At 65.5% G+C, this 20,058-nt stretch carries 22 protein-coding genes; 18 read left to right on the forward strand and 4 right to left on the reverse strand.

Translation table 11 applies throughout. From position 1 onward, the window contains the following. Window positions 1-23 precede the first annotated feature (23 nt). The 5 genes from OG716_RS41965 (at window position 24) to OG716_RS41985 (ending at window position 5,703) form a co-directional block, all read left to right on the forward strand. Entirely contained in the window at window positions 24-1,739 is a 1,716-nt protein-coding gene (locus tag OG716_RS41965; RefSeq protein ID WP_331765165.1) for a hypothetical protein, read from the forward strand. Between the two features lie 3 nt (window positions 1,740-1,742). Further along, window positions 1,743-3,323: a peptidoglycan DD-metalloendopeptidase family protein gene (locus OG716_RS41970; RefSeq protein ID WP_331765167.1), complete on the forward strand. Its 1,581-nt coding sequence runs from the start codon at window positions 1,743-1,745 to the stop codon at window positions 3,321-3,323. After that, on the forward strand, window positions 3,320-3,511 hold the full coding sequence (locus OG716_RS41975; protein WP_331765168.1) for a hypothetical protein: 192 nt from the start codon (window positions 3,320-3,322) through the stop codon (window positions 3,509-3,511). Before OG716_RS41970 ends, OG716_RS41975 begins: the two co-directional genes overlap by 4 nt. 40 nt (window positions 3,512-3,551) lie before the next feature. Beyond that, the gene (locus OG716_RS41980) at window positions 3,552-4,127 is read left to right on the forward strand and encodes a hypothetical protein (protein ID WP_331765170.1); all 576 of its coding nucleotides are present in this window, start codon (window positions 3,552-3,554) and stop codon (window positions 4,125-4,127) included. A 151-nt stretch (window positions 4,128-4,278) separates the two neighbouring features. Beyond that, entirely contained in the window at window positions 4,279-5,703 is a 1,425-nt protein-coding gene (locus OG716_RS41985; RefSeq protein ID WP_405140396.1) for a Replication protein Rep, read from the forward strand. Between the two features lie 54 nt (window positions 5,704-5,757). On the opposite strand, the gene OG716_RS41990 is transcribed toward OG716_RS41985, so the two are convergent. Together OG716_RS41990 and OG716_RS41995 are read right to left on the reverse strand one after the other, a co-directional pair. Next, window positions 5,758-6,054 carry a plasmid replication protein gene (locus OG716_RS41990; protein WP_405140398.1) on the reverse strand — a complete coding sequence of 99 codons (297 nt, stop codon included), beginning with the start codon at window positions 6,052-6,054 and terminating at the stop codon, window positions 5,758-5,760. Then, on the reverse strand, window positions 6,051-7,022 hold the full coding sequence (locus OG716_RS41995; RefSeq protein ID WP_331765174.1) for a replication initiation protein: 972 nt from the start codon (window positions 7,020-7,022) through the stop codon (window positions 6,051-6,053). Before OG716_RS41995 ends, OG716_RS41990 begins: the two co-directional genes overlap by 4 nt. Before the next feature lie 522 nt (window positions 7,023-7,544). On the opposite strand from OG716_RS41995, the gene OG716_RS42000 reads away from it, so the two are divergent. Continuing rightward, a complete protein-coding gene (locus tag OG716_RS42000; RefSeq protein ID WP_331765178.1) occupies window positions 7,545-8,297 on the forward strand; it encodes a hypothetical protein in 753 nt (250 codons plus the stop codon). Window positions 8,298-8,366: 69 nt separating this feature from the next. On the opposite strand, the gene OG716_RS42005 is transcribed toward OG716_RS42000, so the two are convergent. Beyond that, window positions 8,367-8,825 (reverse strand): hypothetical protein, encoded by a 459-nt coding sequence (locus OG716_RS42005; protein ID WP_331765179.1) that lies wholly within the window; start codon window positions 8,823-8,825, stop codon window positions 8,367-8,369. After that, window positions 8,822-9,742 carry a ParA family protein gene (locus OG716_RS42010; RefSeq protein ID WP_331765181.1) on the reverse strand — a complete coding sequence of 307 codons (921 nt, stop codon included), beginning with the start codon at window positions 9,740-9,742 and terminating at the stop codon, window positions 8,822-8,824. The genes OG716_RS42005 and OG716_RS42010 overlap by 4 nt, the downstream gene beginning before the upstream one ends. A 375-nt stretch (window positions 9,743-10,117) precedes the next feature. Between OG716_RS42010 and OG716_RS42015 the strand changes: the two genes are divergently transcribed. The 12 genes from OG716_RS42015 (at window position 10,118) to OG716_RS42070 (ending at window position 20,022) form a co-directional block, all read left to right on the forward strand. Beyond that, window positions 10,118-11,179, forward strand: coding sequence for a hypothetical protein (locus OG716_RS42015; RefSeq protein WP_331765182.1), 1,062 nt, complete (start codon window positions 10,118-10,120; stop codon window positions 11,177-11,179). A gap of 459 nt (window positions 11,180-11,638) precedes the next feature. Continuing rightward, the gene (locus OG716_RS42020; protein WP_331765067.1) at window positions 11,639-12,610 is read left to right on the forward strand and encodes a hypothetical protein; all 972 of its coding nucleotides are present in this window, start codon (window positions 11,639-11,641) and stop codon (window positions 12,608-12,610) included. A 107-nt stretch (window positions 12,611-12,717) separates the two neighbouring features. Continuing rightward, window positions 12,718-13,107, forward strand: coding sequence for a histone-like nucleoid-structuring protein Lsr2 (locus OG716_RS42025; protein ID WP_331765069.1), 390 nt, complete (start codon window positions 12,718-12,720; stop codon window positions 13,105-13,107). A 764-nt stretch (window positions 13,108-13,871) separates the two neighbouring features. Beyond that, on the forward strand, window positions 13,872-14,582 hold the full coding sequence (locus tag OG716_RS42030; RefSeq protein ID WP_331765071.1) for a hypothetical protein: 711 nt from the start codon (window positions 13,872-13,874) through the stop codon (window positions 14,580-14,582). An 83-nt stretch (window positions 14,583-14,665) separates the two neighbouring features. After that, window positions 14,666-15,331, forward strand: coding sequence for a hypothetical protein (locus OG716_RS42035; protein ID WP_405140357.1), 666 nt, complete (start codon window positions 14,666-14,668; stop codon window positions 15,329-15,331). A gap of 21 nt (window positions 15,332-15,352) precedes the next feature. Further along, window positions 15,353-15,793, forward strand: coding sequence for a hypothetical protein (locus OG716_RS42040; RefSeq protein ID WP_331765073.1), 441 nt, complete (start codon window positions 15,353-15,355; stop codon window positions 15,791-15,793). Window positions 15,794-16,198: 405 nt separating this feature from the next. Further along, window positions 16,199-16,576 (forward strand): single-stranded DNA-binding protein, encoded by a 378-nt coding sequence (gene ssb / locus OG716_RS42045; protein ID WP_331765075.1) that lies wholly within the window; start codon window positions 16,199-16,201, stop codon window positions 16,574-16,576. 391 nt (window positions 16,577-16,967) lie between these two features. Then, complete coding sequence (locus tag OG716_RS42050; protein WP_331765076.1) at window positions 16,968-17,936, forward strand: DUF4192 family protein; 969 nt, start codon at window positions 16,968-16,970, stop codon at window positions 17,934-17,936. Between the two features lie 82 nt (window positions 17,937-18,018). After that, window positions 18,019-18,417, forward strand: a complete 399-nt coding sequence (locus OG716_RS42055) for a DUF6573 family protein (RefSeq protein WP_331765077.1) — start codon at window positions 18,019-18,021, stop codon at window positions 18,415-18,417. 439 nt (window positions 18,418-18,856) lie between these two features. Beyond that, window positions 18,857-19,120, forward strand: coding sequence for a hypothetical protein (locus tag OG716_RS42060; RefSeq protein ID WP_331765079.1), 264 nt, complete (start codon window positions 18,857-18,859; stop codon window positions 19,118-19,120). A 29-nt stretch (window positions 19,121-19,149) separates the two neighbouring features. After that, the gene (locus OG716_RS42065; protein ID WP_405140360.1) at window positions 19,150-19,503 is read left to right on the forward strand and encodes a hypothetical protein; all 354 of its coding nucleotides are present in this window, start codon (window positions 19,150-19,152) and stop codon (window positions 19,501-19,503) included. Between the two features lie 90 nt (window positions 19,504-19,593). Beyond that, window positions 19,594-20,022 carry a hypothetical protein gene (locus OG716_RS42070; protein WP_331765082.1) on the forward strand — a complete coding sequence of 143 codons (429 nt, stop codon included), beginning with the start codon at window positions 19,594-19,596 and terminating at the stop codon, window positions 20,020-20,022. Window positions 20,023-20,058 lie beyond the last annotated feature (36 nt).

Here is a 20,058-nt window from a genome sequence, read left to right on the forward strand (position 1 = left end):
CCTATACCCGGAGGAGCCCCGACATGTCAGGCAGCCGCCTACTTCTCCCCCGCCGCGTAACCGCCCGGCAGGAGAACTACACCCGTGGAGCCGACGGCGTGATGAACGCCGATGAGGTGGCCTACCTGCGCGAAGCCATGCCGACGATGAGCGTGGCCGGAAAGTTCAACGCCGCCCGCAAGCTGCGCGCGCACGAGCTGGCGGTATGGCGCGCCAGCTACTCGGCCGCGCGCGAACCCTGGCAGGCCGACCGCCGGCCAAGTCCCCGCGGATTCCTCGCGCCTTACGGCGGCTACATGAAGAAGCCGATGCCGATTCCCGAGATTCGCGGCACGACGAACCGCGTGTGCGGGCTGTACCCGTTCCCGCGCAGCACCGAATTCATCTCCCCCGGTTGGCCTATCGGAATCCAGGACGAGACCGGCGCACCGCTGTTCTACGACGCCATGGCCTGGTTCGAGGCCGAAATGCTGTCCGCGCCGGTCGGAGTAGTGCTGGGCCCCAACGGATTCGGTAAATCCACGCTGGGGCGGCAATTCGTCCTCGGCGGACTCGCCAGCGGACGGCATCAGATCATCCCGGCCGATATCAAGCCCGACTATCGGCGACTATGCGAACTGCTCAACGACAACCACGAGGGCCGCCAAGACGGCCAGGTGATCGAAGTTGGGCCCGGTCACGGCGTGCTGAACCCGTTGGACCCGACCGCCTACGCATGGGCACTGGACCGCCTACCTGACGGGCATCCCGCCGCCGGTGGGTTGATTGCCGAGCTGCACCAAACGCAGCTGTTCAACATTGAGGCCCTGGTCAGCCTGCGCCGCCGTGCCCCGCTCGAAGATTTCGAATCCACCGCGATCAGCTCCGCACTGGGCGAGCTGTATGCCGGTGACCGGTTCTCCACCGCACGGCCGCCCATCATCTCCGATCTGATCAGCCAACTAGAGCAGCCCACCGAGGACATGCGCTACGCCGTGGCCGCAGCCACCGCCGCGGATTTCGCGCACACCACACACCGGCTGTTGCAGTCGCTCAAGAGTCTGACCGTCGGCATGTTCGGCGAGAGCTTCAACGGCCAGACCACAACGCGGCTCAACCTCGAGGCCGCCATGGTCGATATCGACCTGTCCATCATCAACGTGCATTCCGGCCGCGATCTGCGCGCGGCAATCATCGCGCTCACCGGCATGGAGGCCCAGGCCGCCGTGTCGGCGCGAATGACCCTCGCGGACAACGGATTTATGCGCCGCACCGTCACCGACATTCACATGGACGAGCTTTCCCAGCTTCTCGACGTGGGCGGATCGAGCCAGATCAAGAGCCTGGACCGGATCACGCGCACCCAACGCACCGACGGCATGACGTTGAAGACCTACACCCACACCGTCACCGACTTCACGAAGGTGTCCGGCGATATCACCGAGCAGGGCAAGGCCACCGGATTCATCTCCCGGTCGAAAATCACGTTCACCGGCCCCATCAACGGCTACGAGATCGACGCCCAGGCCGGACTTATCGACTACACCGACCGCGAACGCGCCCGCCTGCTGTCCTGGACTTCCGCACCGCCCCCGGCCCAGACCGGCCACCGCACCATGCCCCACCCCGGCAAAGGTCGATTCATCGCCAAATGGGGCGACGACCCCGACCGCCCAGGTTTGGCCTTCCGCACCTGGATCAGCCCCCTGGAGCGGGCTCTAGGCATTCACGACACCAATACCGGCATGAGGACGGACTAGCGAATGACCGTCGCGGCCGCCGTCCTGCTGCGCCATTGGCGCAAGATTCTCGCCGTCCTGCTGCTGTTGTTGCTGCTGCTCGCGCGCTGCGCAGGATTGCAGCAGAACAACACCGCGTGTGCGCCGAGCTCCGCCACCGTCAACGCCAGCGGCCTGGCGTACCCGGTAGACCCCAGCGTCGAAATCGGTTCAGGATTCGAGACTCCCGACCGCCCCGACCACGAGGGCGACGACTTCCCCCTACCCGAGGGCAGCCCGGTCTACGCGTTCGCCGACGGCACCGTGACCGCCGCCCAAGACAGCGGCGTGCAGGGGTTCGGCGGGTGGGTGGTGCTGGCCCACGTCATCGACGGTAAGCCCCTGAGCACCGTCTACGGACACATGAACCCCGGCGGCGTGCTGGTCCATGTCGGCGATCAGGTCACCGCCGGCCAGACCATCGCGCGGTCCGGCAACAGCGGCCAAAGCACCGGCCCTCACATGCATTTCGAGGTGCACGACAGCCCCGACCGCATCAAGTCCTACAAGCCGATCAACCCGGCCCCGTACCTGGAAGCCGCACGCAAGGGCACCACCCCCGGCGGCAAGACTCCGGACGCGAATCAGCAAGCAGTCACCGCGGATTCCGCGCGCGACCGGAACGCCGTCGCCGTCATCAGCACCGGCAAGTCCATGGGCGTAGCCGATCAGGGAATCGTCATCGCCCTGGCCGTCGCCCTGGTCGAAGACGAGCTGAAGAACCGCGCCAGCGAAGCCGTGCCCGAGTCGAAGAACTACCCCAACGACGGCGTAGCCCCCGGCGATGCCCAGTCGATCGGCATCATGCAACAGCAGGTCGGAATGGGTTACGGCACCGTCGCGGAGATCATGCAGCCCGCCCACGCGGCCGCCGAGTTCTACAAGCGCCTCACCGCCAGCGGCGATTGGCAGTCCAAAGCATTCACCGAGGCCGCCGCCGACGTGCAGCGCCCGCGCTCGGATCTACGCGGGAAATACGGTGCCCGCGAAGCCGAGGCCCGCGAGCTGTTCACCCGCCTACAGGGCGTAGCGCCCACCGGCGGAACAGGCACATGCAGTCCCAACGGAGGCACCCCAGGTCAGCCCGCAACCCCCGGCGACCCTGGTAGCGGCGCGGCCATCGTGGCGGCCGCCAGATCCCAAATCGGCCTGCCCTACGTCTGGGGCGGCGGCAACGCCGACGGACCCACCGGCGGCGGATTCGACTGCTCCGGCCTCACGCTCTACGCCATCGCGAAGGCGACCGGCGGCGCGGTGTCACTGCCGCACTACACCGGCGACCCGAGCAACCCCGGCCAGATGGGACAAGGCCAAACCGTCGCCGACCTGTCCCAGGCCCAGGCCGGTGACCTGGTGTTCTTCGGCTCTGGCGGCAGCGCCCAACATGTCGGCGTCTACGCCGGAGGCGGCCAAATGATCCACGCCCCCACCGAGGGCCAGAACGTCACCGAGGCACCAGTAAGCGACGGCGGCCAGCTGATCGCGATCCGCCGGTACACCACCCCCACCAGCGGAAACGCCGCCCTCGCGGCCGCCGCCCCGAACGGAGGAGGTCAATCGCAATGACCACGCGCACCCTCACCCGCGCCGAGTACGAGGCCAAAGCCCGCCAGGGCTACGCCGGACGCATTGACCGCCAGGACGAGGCCGCCAACATCTGGCGGCAGATCTACCCCGATTGGGACGGCAAACGCTGGGCGATCGGAGACGACGCCGAGGGCCACTACTTAGACCCCATCAACATCCGCGACTGAACGGCCATCCGCCACCCCGAATACAGGAGGTCAACCGCAAATGATCCCCAACCGCACCCAGCGCCGAGGGCGCCGGAGACTCGCCGCGCTCGCTCTAGCCCTCACCGTCACGACACTGGCCGCCTGCTCCACCGGGCACGAGGATTTCGGCGAGCACGACGACCACGGCACCGGAATACCGTCCGGCGCGAGCGTCGGGACGCTTCCGCCGCTGCCTGCCCCGTGGGCGGCCCTGGACCGAACCAATCCCGAAGCCGTCGCCCTGGCCGCCGTGAACGCCCTATTCGACTGGCGGCCCGCCGACGGCGACACCGGGCCCGAGTCCGCCCGCGACCGCGCCCGGCCACTACTCACCCCACGCACCGCGGATTCCTACCGGCCCTATCCGATCCCCCGGCCGCTCTGGGAATCGTGGATGAACTCCCGCGCAACCATCACCACATCCAGCGAGATCAGCAGCGAGCAACACCCCGCCGACACGGAGGTGAGCTGGCAACGCAAGATCACCACCCGAATTCACGGGCCCGAGGCCGGGGACCTCACCGCAACCACCCTGATCACGGTCACCAAACAACCCGTCTGGACTGTCACCGGCGCGACCACCCTCCCGAGTTGACCAGCCGAAAACCGAGGCAAGCCAACGAAGTTGGCGCGGCAGCCCTCAGCGCGTAGCTGCAACACGCGCAGAGCACCAATCTCTCTGTGGCGAAGAAACCGAGTAATGACCGGCGTGTCCTACCCCAACAATCCGCTCGGACGTACTAGGAATGATCCGGGCCACTTGGCCTGACGCTTTTGCAGAACACCACAACCCCATAAACGAGGAAAAGCCCCCGGTTGCAGCCGGAGGGCTTTTCAAGGCCCCGAAGGACCACGCTGTGATAAGCGGTTCTAAGGGTAGCAAGCGCGCGCGTGCGACTCAAAGCATTGCGACCGGCGTTGTCGGTCACGATCTTGTTCGCACCAGTGCCGGGCTACCCGTTGCTGTATCTGGGCGAGGTTGCTACACCTCCCCGCGCCGTCGGCGTACGTCGGCGCACCCGCGCGCGGCCGCGCTGTTCGCGCTGCCCCCGCTGCGCCTCGAGCTGCCCGAGGACGCCTACACCGGTTCCGAGGAGCGGGAGGCCCCGGCGTGCTGGTGGGGCCGAGCCCGCTGGATCGCTCATTGCCTTGCCTTGTACGACACCCATTACAAGGCCCTACGCGCCGCCGGGGCCGTCGAGGCGGTGGCCCGAAAGACGTTCGCCGCCTACCTCATCGGCGAATCGGCCGGAGCCGACTACGCCACCGGCCGCAACTCCCGCGTGACCGTCGGCCGCCTACAGCGCGAAGTCGCGCGCAGCGAATCGACCATCCACCGGTGCCGCCGCCTGATCGCCCGGTTCGGATGCCGCACAGTCGTATTCGCGGGCCGTCACCGCACCCTCGCCGAACGCCTCGAGTCCTGGAAGCGCAACGACCGCGCCCGAGGCTGGGCCGCCGTGTCCGCGCTACACGAATCCACCACCCTGCCTGTGGATAACTCAACCGTGAAAACCCTGCTTCATCAGGGCTTTGGCACCCCACCGGAGCAAAGCTACGGTTCCCTTTACCTCTCACGATCAAAATCAGTTTCTTCAGCAGAAGACGAGATGAAACGACGCGCTTCGCGCGGCACCGAGACGAGGAAGCGGCGCAAGATCAGCCGCGCCTACGACCAGCGAGCCACATTGCTGGCCGAGAAATGCCGCAGGGACGAACGAATTCCGCTCTGGGTACGTCGAATCAGCCGCAACCAGCTGGCGGCCGCTCTGACGCGCTACGCCGTCGCCGGGTGGCTGGCCGATGACGTGCACGGCGCGTTCGAAGAGTTCCGGATCTCCGGCAAGAAGCTGATCACCAACCCGGACAAGCCCGTCGGGTACCTGTGCCACATCTTGCGTTTCGTGCCCGAAGACGTGCCCCCGGCGCTGCTGGACCGGGCCCGCACCGTCGCCGAGCAGGAAGCCGAGCGCGCAGCGAACCGGCAGCTGTTCGCCGAGATCCGCGCGGCCGCAATGAACGCGGCCCCCGCGGACTCTCCCGGCCGGGCCGCCGCCCGCGCCGCCGTCGCGCAGCTGGCGCACCGCAACGAGGGCAACGCCCACGCCCGCGCCCGCCAGGCCGCCGCCGAAGCACGGGCCCGCCGGACAAACGACGAGGCCGACCGGTGACCACCCCGGTACGGGGTAGCCGATCCGGCCGGCCTCGGCGACGCAAAAGGGCTGTCAGCCTGCCCGTTTCACGGCCTGCTCAATCAGCAGGCCCTCACGGCGTGCGAGATGCAACAGCGCGCCGACCGCTCCGGTTGTACAGCTCAGCGCTTCGCCGATCTGCTTATAGGACGCGCCCGCATTGCGCATCTGCGCGGCTCGCACACGCCGTTCACGCGCCCGCGTCTCGAAATCGTCGCGCGCTTCGGCCTTCAGACGCCGGACCGTCCGGGGGGTCACGCCGAGTTGCGCGGCACCTTCTCTCGCCGTCACCGCTCGCCGCGCAACCGTCTCAGCTTTTCCTTGGCTCACAGGATCATCCTCGCAATGTCTCGGTCAACCTTGGTGGCGCGCTTACGGTTCGCCTCACGCTTCGCTTCGGTCATAACCTTGCCGCCCCTACTTCCGCGCCGGGCCTGTTCCTCGCTGAAAGTGCGCAAGATGTGTTTCCAGGTCCAGCCCGAGACCGATCGGGAGATGACGCCCGTCTCGGCCCAGCTCATCGGACCAGCGGTGAACGCGGGCCCAATGATCGCCTCGTTGCGATCCCAAGCGTAGGCGAAAGCTACTTCGTCCCACTCCTGCTGATTCTTGTAGTCACGAACGCGCGTGTAGGCCCACTTGCGTTCCATGTCGAACAGCGCGCAATTGCGGCCCGTGAGCGAGTTCGCCAGCAAGGTGCGCTGTTCGCGCTGGCTCGTGGCCCGCCTCGGCAATGCCTTCAACCGGTCCAAAGGCCGGGCCAGGTCCGCGAGATCGTAGAGCGCGGTTTCCGGGCCCCACAGCGGAATATGCTCCGCGTGCATCGGATTCTTCGTGAACGTCCCCGCGTAGGCGACATCGCCGCCTAGTACATCGTTGAGGCCCTGTTCGATGCGCGCCAGCAGATTCACAGGGGCCCGCCGCGCCGCGTCGGTCACGCAGATCGGAGACTTCCACGCGTACACGATGTGCCCGTTGCGAGTGTGCCTGTTCATCGGGATGTACGAGGGCGTGGGCAGCCCGCACAGTCCCGCGATCTCATCCGCGCGGCCGCCGTCGTGATCCACGATGGTCAGCGAGGTCATGCACAGCGGATTCGCCTCGATGTACGCCTTGGTAAGCGCCTTCTCACGCGACATCCGATACTTCGGACCCTTCTTGCGATCCCCCGCCATGGGATAGCGCGGCAGCCAGACACCCTCGAAAATCGTGTCAAAAGTCGGTTCGTCCGGATCACACCACTCGGCCTCGGGGTCGTCCATCTCGCCGAGAAGAAGATCCGTCACATCGAAGGTCACCCGCCGAACCCTGCCACCGATACCTCAGTGTTGGGGTAGGACACGCCAAGCCTAATCAGATATTTCAGCTCTACGGCTACGGGAACGTCCACTAACCTGGGGTTTATTGGAGTAGGACATGCCGACCCTAATAGCGCAATCGACCAGAGGAACCAGACCAATCAGTTCATCCGTACGCGAGCCTCACGCAGATAGGCCAACCGCCAGTCCTGGTCTTCGTGGTCATTGCCGAGTAGGACTCGCTTACGCCACTCGAAGATCGTTGCCATCCAATCGCGGTCAAGCTCTCGCGTCGTCCGACCGTACTCCTCGCACTTGTAGAACGACTCGAGGCGCGACCGGCACTCAGCCAGGGGAACGACGTCCCACCAATCGACCAGCCGCATAACCACCACTCCCCCACCAGCGGACCGCCCGCCGGATATCGAGAACCACCGTATCGGCGTGGGGCGCCGGTCGCGGAACGGAAAACCGCACCTGATCGGCCGGTGCGTGTCGGTGATTGGTGGCACGATCGAGCCCATGACCGACACCGAGCAGCCCTACCGGGTGGTGGACTCGCTCAATCAGGGCTGGCACATCGAAGGCGGGCCCGAGGGCCTTTACCGCGGATTCGACCCGACCAGCGCGACCAAACTCCTGGAGCCCCGGCCGTACGCCGATATCGTGCGCGAGTTCGGCCCGGTCCGGCCCGTGCTCGGACTGCTGGACGAGGACCGCGAGGAGCTGCGCGCCGCACTGGAGACCGCCGGCCGGAAGGCGATCGGCTCCCTGGCGTCCGCGCTGGAGCAGGTCAACCACGAGATCCGGGCCCGCGCCAGCGAGCCCGGCGACCAGTTCCACCACGGCGGCTACCGCTTCGCTTCTCGCGCGATGACTGCCGGGCGGCCTGGTTCCTGGGAATCCGAACGGCTGCAATCGGTCTGGATCTTCGGCAACGGCCTGAACCTGTGGCCCCGCAAGGACGGCAAGGGCCCAGACGAGATGCGCGCCACGGGCCCGAACCCGAAGCGCGTCCACCTCGAGGCCCGCGACCAAATGGCCGCCGTTCTGCGGCGCTGGGTGGACTCCACCGACCGCTACACCGAGGTAGCCGAGCACCTGGCCGCCATCGTGAGCCGCTACGCCGACGAGGCCCACGGCCGCGACGGATGGGCGAAGGTCGCCGACCAGTGGCTACAGCCCGGCGGCCTGGCCCAGGAGGACACTGCCGCCTGCTACGGCTTGCTCTACTCCGTGTCGGAGCACTTCAACCCGGACAAGATCTACGCCTGAAACGCAATCAGCGGTAGTGCCCATATGGGCACTACCGCTGATTATTGGCCATATAGCCGTTATGCCTGGTCAGCTGGCTTTTGGCTTCCGCTTCCGCTCCGGCTTCACGATCGCGGGGAACCGTGCACCGTTGTTGTACTGCGCTTCATGCTCGGCGCACGCCTTGGCGACAGCCTGACGAATGAACTCCTGCTGACTGTCGATGCCGGTGTACGGGCGCGTGAACACCTGCACCGATTCCAAGCGGTCCTTAAGGTCCGTCGGCAGCGACAAAAGGATGTCCGAGGAACCAGCCAGCCGCTTGCTGCGCTCGCTCTCCTCCCCCGATTTATCGCCCTTACCAGCGTCTTTACTACTGCCCCTATGGGCAGTAGTGGCACTAGTGCTGTCCTGCCTGTCGCTGGAATCATCGGCCGGCACCGCGGGCGTTTCGGGCGCAGAATCGCGGCGCGCGAACGGATTCCGCGATGCCTTCGCCTCCGACGGATCGGGCAGTTCGGCGAGCGGGTCCGGAAGTTTGCTGCTCATCGGGCTGCGGCCTCCTTGTCGATGGCGTCGAGAATGGTCGCGAAGTTCTGGGCCCAGAACCGCGACTTCGCCGAGGGCCTGGTGTGCTGATCCATTCCCAGACCGGCGTTGGTCAGACGCGAAATGTCCGCCGCCTGCGGGAACGGCTCCCCCAGAATGGCAATGCCCGCGTTGGCGCAGTAGCTCTTGATGTACTTCAGCCCGTCGGCATGGTCGTTGCGGCTGCTGTCCACTTGGTTGATCACTATGCCCACAAGCGGGAGGTCGTACTCCCCGAATTCCTTGAGGTCGGCCAGCGCCTTGAAGACGGCAAGCATTCCGTCGATCGCGTCGAGCTCCGGTGTGGTGACCAAAACCAAGTTGTCTGACGCCATCATCGTTGCGCGCGTGATCAGATCCACCGCCGGGCGAGTGTCGAACAGGATGCGACCTTGGGTTTTGGCCTCCTTGAACGCCTTTCGCACGCAAAGCTCAGCGCCGGTTTTCCCCTGCAACCCCTCCTGGATACCCTGCATCTCCTCGAAGCCGGACGGAGCCACGAAGATCCGATCTCGAGTCCTGGCGGGCAACACCACATCCGCCAGTTCGGCTTTCGACTTGCGGTCCAGGACATCGGCCAACGTGCCGCCGGGCGGCACGTTTTTGATGGAGTAGCCCGTCATGTGCCTGGTCGTATTGCCCTGCGGGTCCATATCGCCGATCATCACCGCCTCATCAACGGGGCCGATGGCTTCCTTGGTCGCCGCGAGCAGAGATGACGGCTCGGTCTTGCCGATGGGCATCTTGGCGTCGGCCGCCTGTTGCGCCAGCGCGGCCGCCGCCTGCTCCGACCGCGCGGCGGCTGCGTGCGCTAGGCCGCCGACGACCATCGTTTTGCCTGGTCCGCCCTTCAAATTCATCACTGCGGTCGAAACCATCGAGACCCATCCTTGACTAGGGGTATATGCCATACGCCGACCCATGAACCATATCAGCACTATGGGTTATGTGAGCCGATATAGCCCATATGGCACAGCATTGTTCATGTCGGCTGTTGTGCCACTAGTGCCCATATGGGCACTAGTGCTGATATGGTTGACGTGCCGGAAACGGCCATAGCAAGCAAGACCTACACCAGTGCATATACGGTGTGATCTATCGCCACTATCCGACCTATCCAAACCACAAAGGATAGCGGCACTACTAGCACTAGTGCCCATATGGGCACTAGGGGCAAGCATCAACGGAATGGTTTCTATCGGTCCTACTGCCCATATGGGCAGACCGGGCCGCGAGAGGATCGGGTGACCACTATGACGGCGACACAGCACATGGTCGGCGAGGCAGGCCGGTTCCACCGGGCAGCACTGCGCGGCCGCGAGCAGCAGCGCGACGCCAGCCTGTACGCCTGCGAGCAGCTGCACACTGTCGGGATCGAGCCGACGGGCCCCGAGGTCCGCCAGTGGCTCGCTGAACACGGCCGCCAGGTCGGCCGAACAACGGTCTGGAAGGCGGTCACCGAGTACCGCCGCGAACACGGCTTGCCCGATCTGGACGACGAACGCAGCTTGTTCACCGGCGGGGGAGTGAACAGCGAACAGGACAGCGAACAGACCACCGAACAGCCGTCAGGAGGCACCAACGTGTTCACTCTCGAGAAGGCCGAACTCACCGCGGACCCGACCCCGGCGGCCGCCGACCGTGCGCCGGAGCGCGGGAGCCGTGAACACGTCGAGGAACAGCCCGACCCGGTGAACGTCACTGACGAAACGGCCGGACAGCAGCACCGCGCCACAGTGAACGCGGCCCCGGCCGCCGCCGAACGTTCACCCGCCACCATGGCCGATAGCGGCCATATGGGCACTAGCGGAGATATGTCGGAGGTCGATCCGGACGCCGAGGACGCCACCGCGCCGAAGGCCCTACAGCCGAACCGGGCACTGCCGACCTGGCCCGTCCTCCTGATGGCCTTCCCGGCGTTCATCGCAATTTGGAGCGGATGGGTTGGGCTCGGCGAGCTGACTGGTTTCGGTGTCGTTCATCCACTGCCGGGGATTGCCGACAACTTCACGATCAATTCGGCGATCACGCTCCCGATCGGCGTCGAGGCGTACGCGAGTTATGCCCTCTACGTGTGGCTGTCGGGGCGGATCAACACCAAGACGACTCGCACCTACGCCATGGTCTCGGCGTTCGCCAGTCTCGGTATCGGCGCAGCCGGCCAAATCGCCTATCACGTCATGGAAGCCCGGCACATCACCGCCGCGCCATGGTGGATCATCACCATGGTTGCCTGCCTTCCCGTCGCCGTGGTCGGCATGGGCGCGATCCTGGCGCACCTCATCATCCGAGAACGGCACACCGCGAACGCCTAACCCGCGCGAGTGAACACGAGGGCCCCGGACGGATCGGAACCTGTCCGGGGCCCTCAGCTGTTCAGCGAACGGCCACCACGGGGCCTACGAGGCAAGCCAACGGAGTTGGCGCGGCAGCCCCTTGTTCTATCCCCTGTTCACCGAACGAGCGAACACCGGCCCGAGGCCAAACACCCCCATGTTCATCCCGTTCACTCCAGGAGCGAACACACCCGCAATCGGTCCGCCGAGCCTGCGCCCCATGGGGCGCCAGAGCCCGCCCGCCGGGCCTTGTTCACCGCCGTTCGGATGAACGCGAGCGAACAACCGAACACGCCCTAGAGTTGGAACGAACGCAGGGGAGCGGAACGCGGCCGTGAATGACGACAGGCCCGCGATAGTCGGCCTAAGTCACGCCCTGCCCGTCCGCCGCCGTCACCCGATAGAACCGAGGGACGAGACCAGGGGAGGGGAACGCGGATGCCACTCGCGGAGTTCGAGACGAGCGGAGATCCCGGAGACCTGGAAGCGACAGCCCGACGACTCACCAAATCAGGGTTTCTCGCCGCGGATTCTTTGGACTGTTTTCGAGACGGGCTAGACCTGTTGGTGACCCATCTTCGACACGAGTCCGTACCGCCGCGCGAGATCCTGGCGCAGCGGATCGAGAACTACGCGGCGCGGCCCCGGCCGTACCTACCCCGACCGGCGCGCAATCTCGCTACGTCCGAGACGTTCACGGCCTGGATCAACCCCGGCCGAATTCTGCTTAAATTCGCGGGCACCCAGTCGTTCATTCATGACAACAGCAACGCCGCCCGACGCTGCCGAACAGGCACCGGGCAGCGGGACTACGAACCCGTCGAGCCAATGACTGGGATTGCGGAGTTCGCCGAGCGCATCGCCGCCGAGCACGGCGACTCCGCAGGGCTTGCTGAACTGTTCGGAGAGCCCAAAACACCGGCGATCCAGGCTCAAGCATGGAACGTGCCCAGTGGGCTTCTGTTCCGTATCGAGACGAATGGAAATCACCGACTCACCGCACTAGCAGCACTCGGCGTTCCGTGTGTACTCGCCGAGGTGCGGCTACACACCGGCCTGTTCGACACATCGCCGAGAGCCGACGACGAGACCGGCGACATCCAGAGATACCGCCGACTGCTCCAAACGTTCGGCATCGCCGCATTCTCCGAGGACGGAGCAATGGGAGCCTTCGGCGTGAGTACCCGATGGCCGATGCTCATCCGAGATCCAGATACGGCCGTGAAATCGCTCACCGCTCTGGAACAAATCATCGGCTCGCCGATCACTGCGGACATCGGCCGACTGCCCCGATCCTGGTTCACCGATGCCGACGAATTACGCACAGCGTCACACGATCTCGCCATAGCAGTGGACGATTTCACAAAACACCGATCAGGGCGGCGATGGACTCGCCTTCTACGTCGATAGTCCGTGATCAGGCCACGGCCGATCAAACCGATTTCGCCGACGCCCGCGAGTGCCAGATACGCTGGCGATCAAGACACGATCAACCGCATGACACAGGAGGCACACGCGTGGCGATCACAGAAAAAGTCGTAGTGGACATGAACGACGATCTGACCGGCGATTCAATCCCCCAGGGCGGCGGCCGCACGGTCCGGTTCGGGTTCGGTACCCCGGAGCAGTTCACAACCTACGACCTGGAACTCAGCACCGCCAATGAGAAGGAACTAGAGGACTTCCTCAGTCGGTACAAGGCCGCCGGTCGCATCGTGAAGCCCGACACTGCGAAGACCGCCGGGAGGACCAACAGCACCGCGGATTCCGAGATCCGGAAGTGGGCCCGTTCCAAGGGCCTGGATGTGCCCGCACGCGGAAAGATCAGCGATGAAATTCGAGCCGCCTACAAGACACGCAACAAGGCCAAGAACGCCCCGGCCGGCATCCAGCCCACAGGGGGGTAGAGGGTGAGGTAGCACCTGGGGAGGACCAGCCCCAGCCGCTACCCCAGGCTGTACCCCAGTCCAACGGATGCGGTCGGAGGTCAGCGCGAGGCGCTGACCTGTGGTTTCCCCTCACCCCCCACCCCTTTCTACGCTGCGCTCCGATTTTCTTGACCCCCCTCAATCTGCGAAAAGCAAAAGATGCAGATCAAGGGGGGTCAAGAAAACCAGGGGTGGGGGGTGAGGGGAAACCACAAAAGAAGAAAAGATAAAAGATTAAAAGCATGTGTGTATGTGTGTCTGGTTCGGGGATGTATTCCGCAAGCTCCATAAGCACATCACCGAACCAGACACACATACACACACAAAAGCTCAACTTCCCCTGCCCCTTCAATCATGAAGGGGTTCCTCCCCCTTCGGCCCGCGCCCCCTCCGGGGGCTGGCCGTTCGCCGCCGCCCTGGGGGCGGCGGCCCGGACCCGCATTCGCGGGCCCGTGCTCGTGCGATGGGGGAGGGCGGCTACGCACCCACCCCCACCGCCTCGAAGGAACGCCTACGGCGTCTGTTCTCCGGCGACGCTCCGCGCCGCGAAGTGGTTTCGTCCGATCGTTCTCGGTGGGTTTCAGAGGTGGTTTCTACTCGTATCGTGATGGTGCTGCCGCGCCAACTTGCGTTGCCTTGCCATGGTGGCCCAGTTGCTCGGCTGGCATGGTTGAATGTGTTGTTTGACATGCGGTTATGTTCTCGGTTTTCAGGGCGGTTTCGGGTTAGTATCGACTGGTGTCATGACGAGGATTGTTGATATCAAAACGTTGGGATTGGTAGCTGTTATGCCGGATCAAGAGTCACGCAGATGGCCGTTTCTAGATGCGGTGTCGGTGTCGCCGTCGATGGTTTCTACCGTGGATTCTGTGGTGATTCTGGACGCTTCAAACGGCCCGCTCTCGCCGGTACATGGTGGCTGGATCTGCGATGTTGACCGGGCCCGCGCAGCGGCCGGAAGGTTGGCGCAGGTCGCCCGTGTCGGGTTGCGTCCTGCTGTGTCGAATCAGCAGTTCCGAATTACCTCACCGAAGCTGCGCCGTCGCGCCGAGGGCGACGCGCCGCAGGTTCACGGCGTGCGCTTGCCGCCGCCGGGTGAGCCCGGCAGCACGGCGGTTGAAGTCCGGGTGTTCTGGGCAGGAATGCAGTTGCTCGCGGACACGCGCGACCGGATCAGCGCGGAGCAATCCCGCACGATCGAACGCGCGTTTCGGTGCACCTGTGGCGCTGGCTTCTACGCCCGTTCCGTGGGTGTCGGAGAGTCGGTTATCGGCGAGTCTTTGGCCGATGTCGCGGAGCTGGCCGAGCTGTTGGTGAGGGCGCGCGACTCGCGAGCCGCGACGACGATATCTGTCGGTGGTGGACGTGATGATGTGCGCGCCAGAGCGGTGGGTTTGCTGGCATCCGGATTGCCGTCGGCCGTCACGATCGAGATGCGGGAGCAACAGCCATGACAACGATTGTGAAGCGCGACAGCGAGACCACGGAGACGCCCGCGAAGGCGACCAATCCGAATCTCACCGCGCGAGATGTCCAGGTGCTCGAATGGCTGCGCGAGGTGCGTATTGCATCCTCGGCCGGGCTGAGGATGGCCTACGGCCATTTCGGCGGCGAGGAGATGGACCAGCGCCGGTTTTCGCGGCGCGTGATCAAGCTACAGAAGGCCGGTGTTCTCGGTTCGGCCTTGATCACGCACGGACGGCAGCACAAGGTGTATTGGCCCGCAGAACGCGCGTATCGACTCGCGCGGCGCGAACTGGCGCATGATCTGTTGTTGGCCGAATTCTCGATCTGGCTGGCTTCACAGCGGCATGAAGGGCTTGCCCTGACCGATCACCTTGCGGCCGATACGTGGCGAACTCCGGCGTTCACCGCGGACCATCCACTGAACCCCAAGGCGGCCGCCGCCGACGGGATGCTGTGGCTTCCGGACAACAGCATCGGCCTGGTGGAAATCGAGCTGACACCGAAATCGGGCCGCAAACTCCGGGCCGTTCTCGACTCGCACGCCGCGCGGCTGGCGTCGAGCAGCGAACCGATATCCGGCGTGCTCTATCTGACGACCGAGCGGGCCGGGAAGACCGTCGCGAACGCGTGGCGCGAGTTCGGCCACGCCGTTGACCATCCGGGCCGATTCCAGGTGCTTCACGCCGTCGATGACCTCACACTGCACCGGCTCGAAGAACTCGCCGAACTGGGCTGAAAACCGGACAGGACAACGAACATGGCGGCCGCGAATCAAGAACCCGATTCGACACAGCTTCAGCTGTGGGATGAAGACGCGGCCGCGCCCGTCGAGCAGCTGGCCGACGAGCGATCCCAACCGCGCCGAACCCGTGCCGCCGTGCAATGCCCGTCCTGCCGATACCAGGCTGCCAGCATCGCCGAGGACGCCCGAATGCGCGCCGATATCCGCGTGCTCTGGCTGCACCCGAGCGCACCGCACGGCGTACGCGAGGCGTACCACTGCCAGCGCTGCCAACCGCGCCACGTCGCGGACACCGAATGCGCCCGATGCGACGAAGGCGGGCCGCTACTGGCCGAGGAGTTCGCCGCGGATTCGACGCCCGGCCCAGTGCCGGCCGAAGTCGCCGCGTGGCTCACCGACCGAGGATGGACCACCGCGAACGGTGCCCTGATCTGCCCCAATCACCACACGGGCTAGAGCTACCGCGACACCAAGCCCTACCGCAGTCAGCGCAGCTCCCGCAGACGCACCACCCAGCCAAGCCCAGTCGAAGGCGGCACCGTCCCAGCCGACGGCGCAACGCGCGGGCGGCGGCCGCGCGTTGGCAAGTCACTGACCTGCGCGATTTCACCGGTAGAGCGCCCACCGGCGCACCCTGAATACCCGGCGAGCAGCCCTGGCCACCAGATTCCCCCGCACCGAGCTGGACCGAGCCACGATGCCCGACCCCGGCCGTCACCAACAAGGCCGAACATGTCTGCGCTGCGCTCCGAGCCTTGTCAGCGCCACCGGCCGCCGTGCCGCGCTGCCCGTGTCCAACACCGGAAGCGGGACATCCAGCAGGGCCCCAGGCCCCGAGCCCGCAGAACCCAGGGAGCCACCATGAGCGCCGTCACCGTCGAAATCACCGGCCGTCTCGCCGACGACCCGGCCGAACTCCGCATCACCCCGACCGGCAAGTCCGTCACCAGCTTCGTTGTGATCGGCAACGACCGCCGCCGCGACGAAAGCAGCGGCGAATGGGTCGATGCCCACACCACCAGCATCCGAGTGACGGTCTGGGAAGCCCTGGCCGAGCATGTGGCCGAGACCCTGACCAAGGGCACCTTGGTCAACATCACCGGCGACCGGCTCACCGCGGATCTGTGGACCGACCGCGAAGGCCAGCCCCGCGCCACTCTCGAAATGCGCGCCTCGCGCGTCGGGGTCGAGCTCGCGACCCAAACCGCCAAGATCACCCGCGCACCGCGCGCGGCCTAATCCGCCCAGTCCCCACGGGGCCCGGCCGCCGGCCGGGCCCCGGACCGCTGCCCCACCGGTAGACGCGACCCCTGCCGGGGCCGGGCCGCCGCAAGGGCGACCGGCTGAGGAATCCGGCCGAAGGGCCGGATCTGGAAGAGCTTTGTTCTTTTCCCTTCTGGCCTTCCGATTTTGACCGGCGGTGCCCTCCGCGCAACCCCCCGCTGCGCTGCGCTTGGGCCTGCGGCCGACGAAGAACTTTCCCGACTGCGGTCGCTGCGCTCCCTGGAAACTTCCACGCCCGGCGGGTTGCACTCCAGGCCCCTCATACCGGTCCAACTCTCCTATGCCAGAAGGGCAAAGAAACGGTCGGGGTTACCCGGCCGTGAGACTCCAGGAGGAACCAACCGTCATGCAGACACTCACCCGCACCACCAACACCGTGACCGCGATTCCCGGCCTGCTCGGCTACATCCCCGCCGAATCCGTGGCCATTGCGTACGTCCGCGATGGTGTCTACCTGCTGGCCGCCAACGTCACGGCCGAGCAGATGAACCGCCCCGGTGTGGACCATCTCGTTCGCCTGGCGCTCACACAGGACGCCCAGTCGGTGTACGTGGTGGCCGTAGCCGGTGACCGCGCCGGAGCGGTAATCCAGTTCGCCGAGAAGGTAGCCGAGAAGATGGCCGCCGCCGGTGTCGAGGTCGCCGCAATTGCGCACACGTTCGCGATCACCGAGGGCGCGCGCTGGACCGACCGGCGCACCGGCAATACCGGCGAAATCGGCGACCTCTACAGCCACCCCGCAGCCCTGGAACGGCTCAGTAGCTACGGGTTCCCGATCGCGCCCAGCCGCGAAGCCATCGAAACATGGTTCGCGCCAGTCGAACCCGTCGCCGAACTTCCCACCGCCGAACAGCTCACCATCGGCGACCGCGAACCGGGGGCGAAGGTGCTGCGCGAGCTGGCCGAGACGATCACCGGATACGCCCGGCCCAGTGACGAACTGGCCGCGCGGACCATCGCGTTCCTGTCGGCGGGCAGCGATACGCGAGATGTCTTGCTCGGATTGGGCAAGGCCGGGACCGGGGCCGGGCGGGTGCTGGTCGAGATCGCGAACCGGGCGCGCGGCATCGCGCGCGTGCAGCTGCTCACCGTCGCGGCCGTGCTGCTCTACACCGGCGGCAACCCCCCGGCCGCGAATATCGCGATCGACCAGGCGCACGACGAGACAGCCGCCAGCGGCGAGGAAACCCCCGTGCTGCTGTCGCTCATGACTACCGCCGTCGCGGTCGCACTCCCGCCGAACCGCCTACAGCGCCTCATCAACACCGGAGCCGAGGCCGCCAGCACCGATTACGGCATCGAGTTCGACGCCTAACAACCCCCCGGTGAAGTCCTGGGCCGTTCGGAACCGGCCCAGGACTTTGCCCCCGACCCGAGCACAAAACGGAGCAAAACCCATGTCAGACACCATTTTCGGTGAAGTGATCCACGCTTACACCCGCGCCGAGGCCCTGGCCGATGGCTTCATGCACGACATCACCGAACTTGCCAGCGAGTACGGATTCCGCTACCCGGTGCACGTAGCGCAGTACGCATGGGCCGACGCCATCGCATGGCCGCACACCGCCTCATGCCAGGACGAAACCGGCCGCGCATGGGATGTGCTGACCATGGCCCGATTCGCCCTACGCGCAGCGATCAGCCGGGGCAAGACATCGGGACCAGTGCGATTCACCGTCGTTCGGATCACCGCGCCCGACCGGCACGAACCAGAACCGATCACGCTCGAAATCGAGCTAGGCCCCGGTGACGAGGGCGAACCGGTCTTCACGATCACCGCCCCGCAAGACCAGTAGCCCACCCCGCAGAGCTGGGAGGCATCGGCAAACCGCCGCCGAGGCCTCCCAGCCCAACCCCGTTCGGATCGAGGTACGCACCGCGGGCGGTGCGGGCCGCCCTCCGGTCGGCCGGTAAGGAGTGCGACCCCTGCGGGGATCGGGCCGCCGCAAGGGCGACCGGCTGAGGAACCGGCCTGCGGCCGGACTTGAAAGAGCTGTTTCTTTTCCCTTCTGGCCTTCCGATTTTGACCGGCGTCCACCTCCGCGCAAGCCCTGACTCCGCTTCGCTCCGGCCTTCGGCGCCAGAAACTTTTTCCCAAAAAGCGGTCGCAAGCTCCCAGGGAAAAACTTTCCGGCCCAGGGCTTGCACTCCGGCGGCCTCCTGCCGGTCCAACTCTCCATGCCAGAAGGCAAAAAAAACGGTCGGGGTCACCCGGCCGGAGAGTCAGGAGACGACATGCCGGTTACCTACCCCCTCACCGAAAACCCCAAGAGCATGACCGCTTTGGAAGTGGTCGATGCCCTCAACGCCCGTTGCGTCGCGCTCGTGGTCGAGGTCAACCCCGATCGCAAGATGACCGCCGAGCAGTTCGCGGCGACCGTCGCCCGCACGTTCGAGGCGGCCCTGTCGAAGTTCCTCGAGCGTCTGCCCACCGACACCCGCGCCCGCTTTGAGGCCGCCTTGCTCCAGCAGTACAGCGCCACCTATTGCAACCAGTAACCCACCCTCGGGAAACCAGGAGAACAACCGTGCAGAACGCAACCGCAATGCTTGAATGGCGCGAAATCGGCACCGGCGCAACGATGTACAGCGCTGGAAGTCGCGAAGTCGGGGAACTGAGTTTCGATATCACGCGATTCGGTAGTACCTGGGACTTGTCTTCCGCCAAGTGGAACAAGGCAGGCAATTTGCACACCGGAACCGTCATTTTCTACGGCGACGGTATCGACTCGTTCGATGAGGCCAAGGAAATGGCCGAAATCCTCACGCGCGCAGCAGCAGAAATGGATATCAATCGGGGCGATATCCGCCTAACCGACGGCGAATTGACGATCGACGGCGAACCCGCAGCGCAATGGCTGCAAGCCATGTTCGAAGACTGACCAACCCCGCCTAACGCCCTGGACAGCTCGGAACCTGTCCAGGGCCCAGCGGAACAGCCGACCAGCGAAAACACCAGGAGGACAACCGCAATGACTACCGCAAACGTTTGGAAGAAGTACGGCGACGTTGACGAATTCGGCGCGCAGGAGTACCGCAGCCACCGCGACGGCGTGTACATGCAGATCCGCATGTTCGGCGAGCGCGGACAGTTCGCTATCGGCTTGCATGAATGGAGCCCTAGAGGAATCGACTCCGGCCACGCCGACAGTTTCGAAGACGCCGCAACTCAGGCCGAGGCAGCTACCGCCCTATTCATCGGGGCAGGCCGCCCGCAGCGGTACGTCAAGAAGTCCTCACCCGCCGGGCCCTGCCTCACACAAGGAGTGTTGCTAGGCGAATCCGAGCAATTCGTTTTCTACCTCGATTCGGCGCGTAAGCGCCGCGTGAAGAAGACCCCCGGATCATGGCTGGTTCACACCGAGCCCTGCTCACGGTGCGGGGGCACCTACAACGACTAGCGCCGTTGCGATGCCCGACCATCCCCCCGAAGAGTC

The organism is Nocardia sp. NBC_01388, from assembly GCF_045040085.1.
Lineage (GTDB): Bacteria > Actinomycetota > Actinomycetes > Mycobacteriales > Mycobacteriaceae > Nocardia.

What these genes read in the sequence shown, in the direction of transcription:
- OG716_RS41965 (WP_331765165.1), top strand. Translation starts at nt 24, where the DNA reads ATGTCAGGCAGCCGCCTACTTCTCCCCCGCCGCGTAACCGCCCGGCAG.
- OG716_RS41970 (WP_331765167.1), top strand. Translation starts at nt 1,743, where the DNA reads ATGACCGTCGCGGCCGCCGTCCTGCTGCGCCATTGGCGCAAGATTCTC.
- OG716_RS41975 (WP_331765168.1), top strand. Translation starts at nt 3,320, where the DNA reads ATGACCACGCGCACCCTCACCCGCGCCGAGTACGAGGCCAAAGCCCGC.
- OG716_RS41980 (WP_331765170.1), top strand. Translation starts at nt 3,552, where the DNA reads ATGATCCCCAACCGCACCCAGCGCCGAGGGCGCCGGAGACTCGCCGCG.
- OG716_RS41985 (WP_405140396.1), top strand. Translation starts at nt 4,279, where the DNA reads ATGATCCGGGCCACTTGGCCTGACGCTTTTGCAGAACACCACAACCCC.
- OG716_RS42000 (WP_331765178.1), top strand. Translation starts at nt 7,545, where the DNA reads ATGACCGACACCGAGCAGCCCTACCGGGTGGTGGACTCGCTCAATCAG.
- OG716_RS42005 (WP_331765179.1), bottom strand. Translation starts at nt 8,825, where the DNA reads ATGAGCAGCAAACTTCCGGACCCGCTCGCCGAACTGCCCGATCCGTCG.
- OG716_RS42010 (WP_331765181.1), bottom strand. Translation starts at nt 9,742, where the DNA reads ATGGTTTCGACCGCAGTGATGAATTTGAAGGGCGGACCAGGCAAAACG.
- OG716_RS42015 (WP_331765182.1), top strand. Translation starts at nt 10,118, where the DNA reads ATGACGGCGACACAGCACATGGTCGGCGAGGCAGGCCGGTTCCACCGG.
- OG716_RS42020 (WP_331765067.1), top strand. Translation starts at nt 11,639, where the DNA reads ATGCCACTCGCGGAGTTCGAGACGAGCGGAGATCCCGGAGACCTGGAA.
- OG716_RS42030 (WP_331765071.1), top strand. Translation starts at nt 13,872, where the DNA reads ATGACGAGGATTGTTGATATCAAAACGTTGGGATTGGTAGCTGTTATG.
- OG716_RS42040 (WP_331765073.1), top strand. Translation starts at nt 15,353, where the DNA reads ATGGCGGCCGCGAATCAAGAACCCGATTCGACACAGCTTCAGCTGTGG.
- ssb (WP_331765075.1), top strand. Translation starts at nt 16,199, where the DNA reads ATGAGCGCCGTCACCGTCGAAATCACCGGCCGTCTCGCCGACGACCCG.
- OG716_RS42050 (WP_331765076.1), top strand. Translation starts at nt 16,968, where the DNA reads ATGCAGACACTCACCCGCACCACCAACACCGTGACCGCGATTCCCGGC.
- OG716_RS42055 (WP_331765077.1), top strand. Translation starts at nt 18,019, where the DNA reads ATGTCAGACACCATTTTCGGTGAAGTGATCCACGCTTACACCCGCGCC.
- OG716_RS42060 (WP_331765079.1), top strand. Translation starts at nt 18,857, where the DNA reads ATGCCGGTTACCTACCCCCTCACCGAAAACCCCAAGAGCATGACCGCT.
- OG716_RS42070 (WP_331765082.1), top strand. Translation starts at nt 19,594, where the DNA reads ATGACTACCGCAAACGTTTGGAAGAAGTACGGCGACGTTGACGAATTC.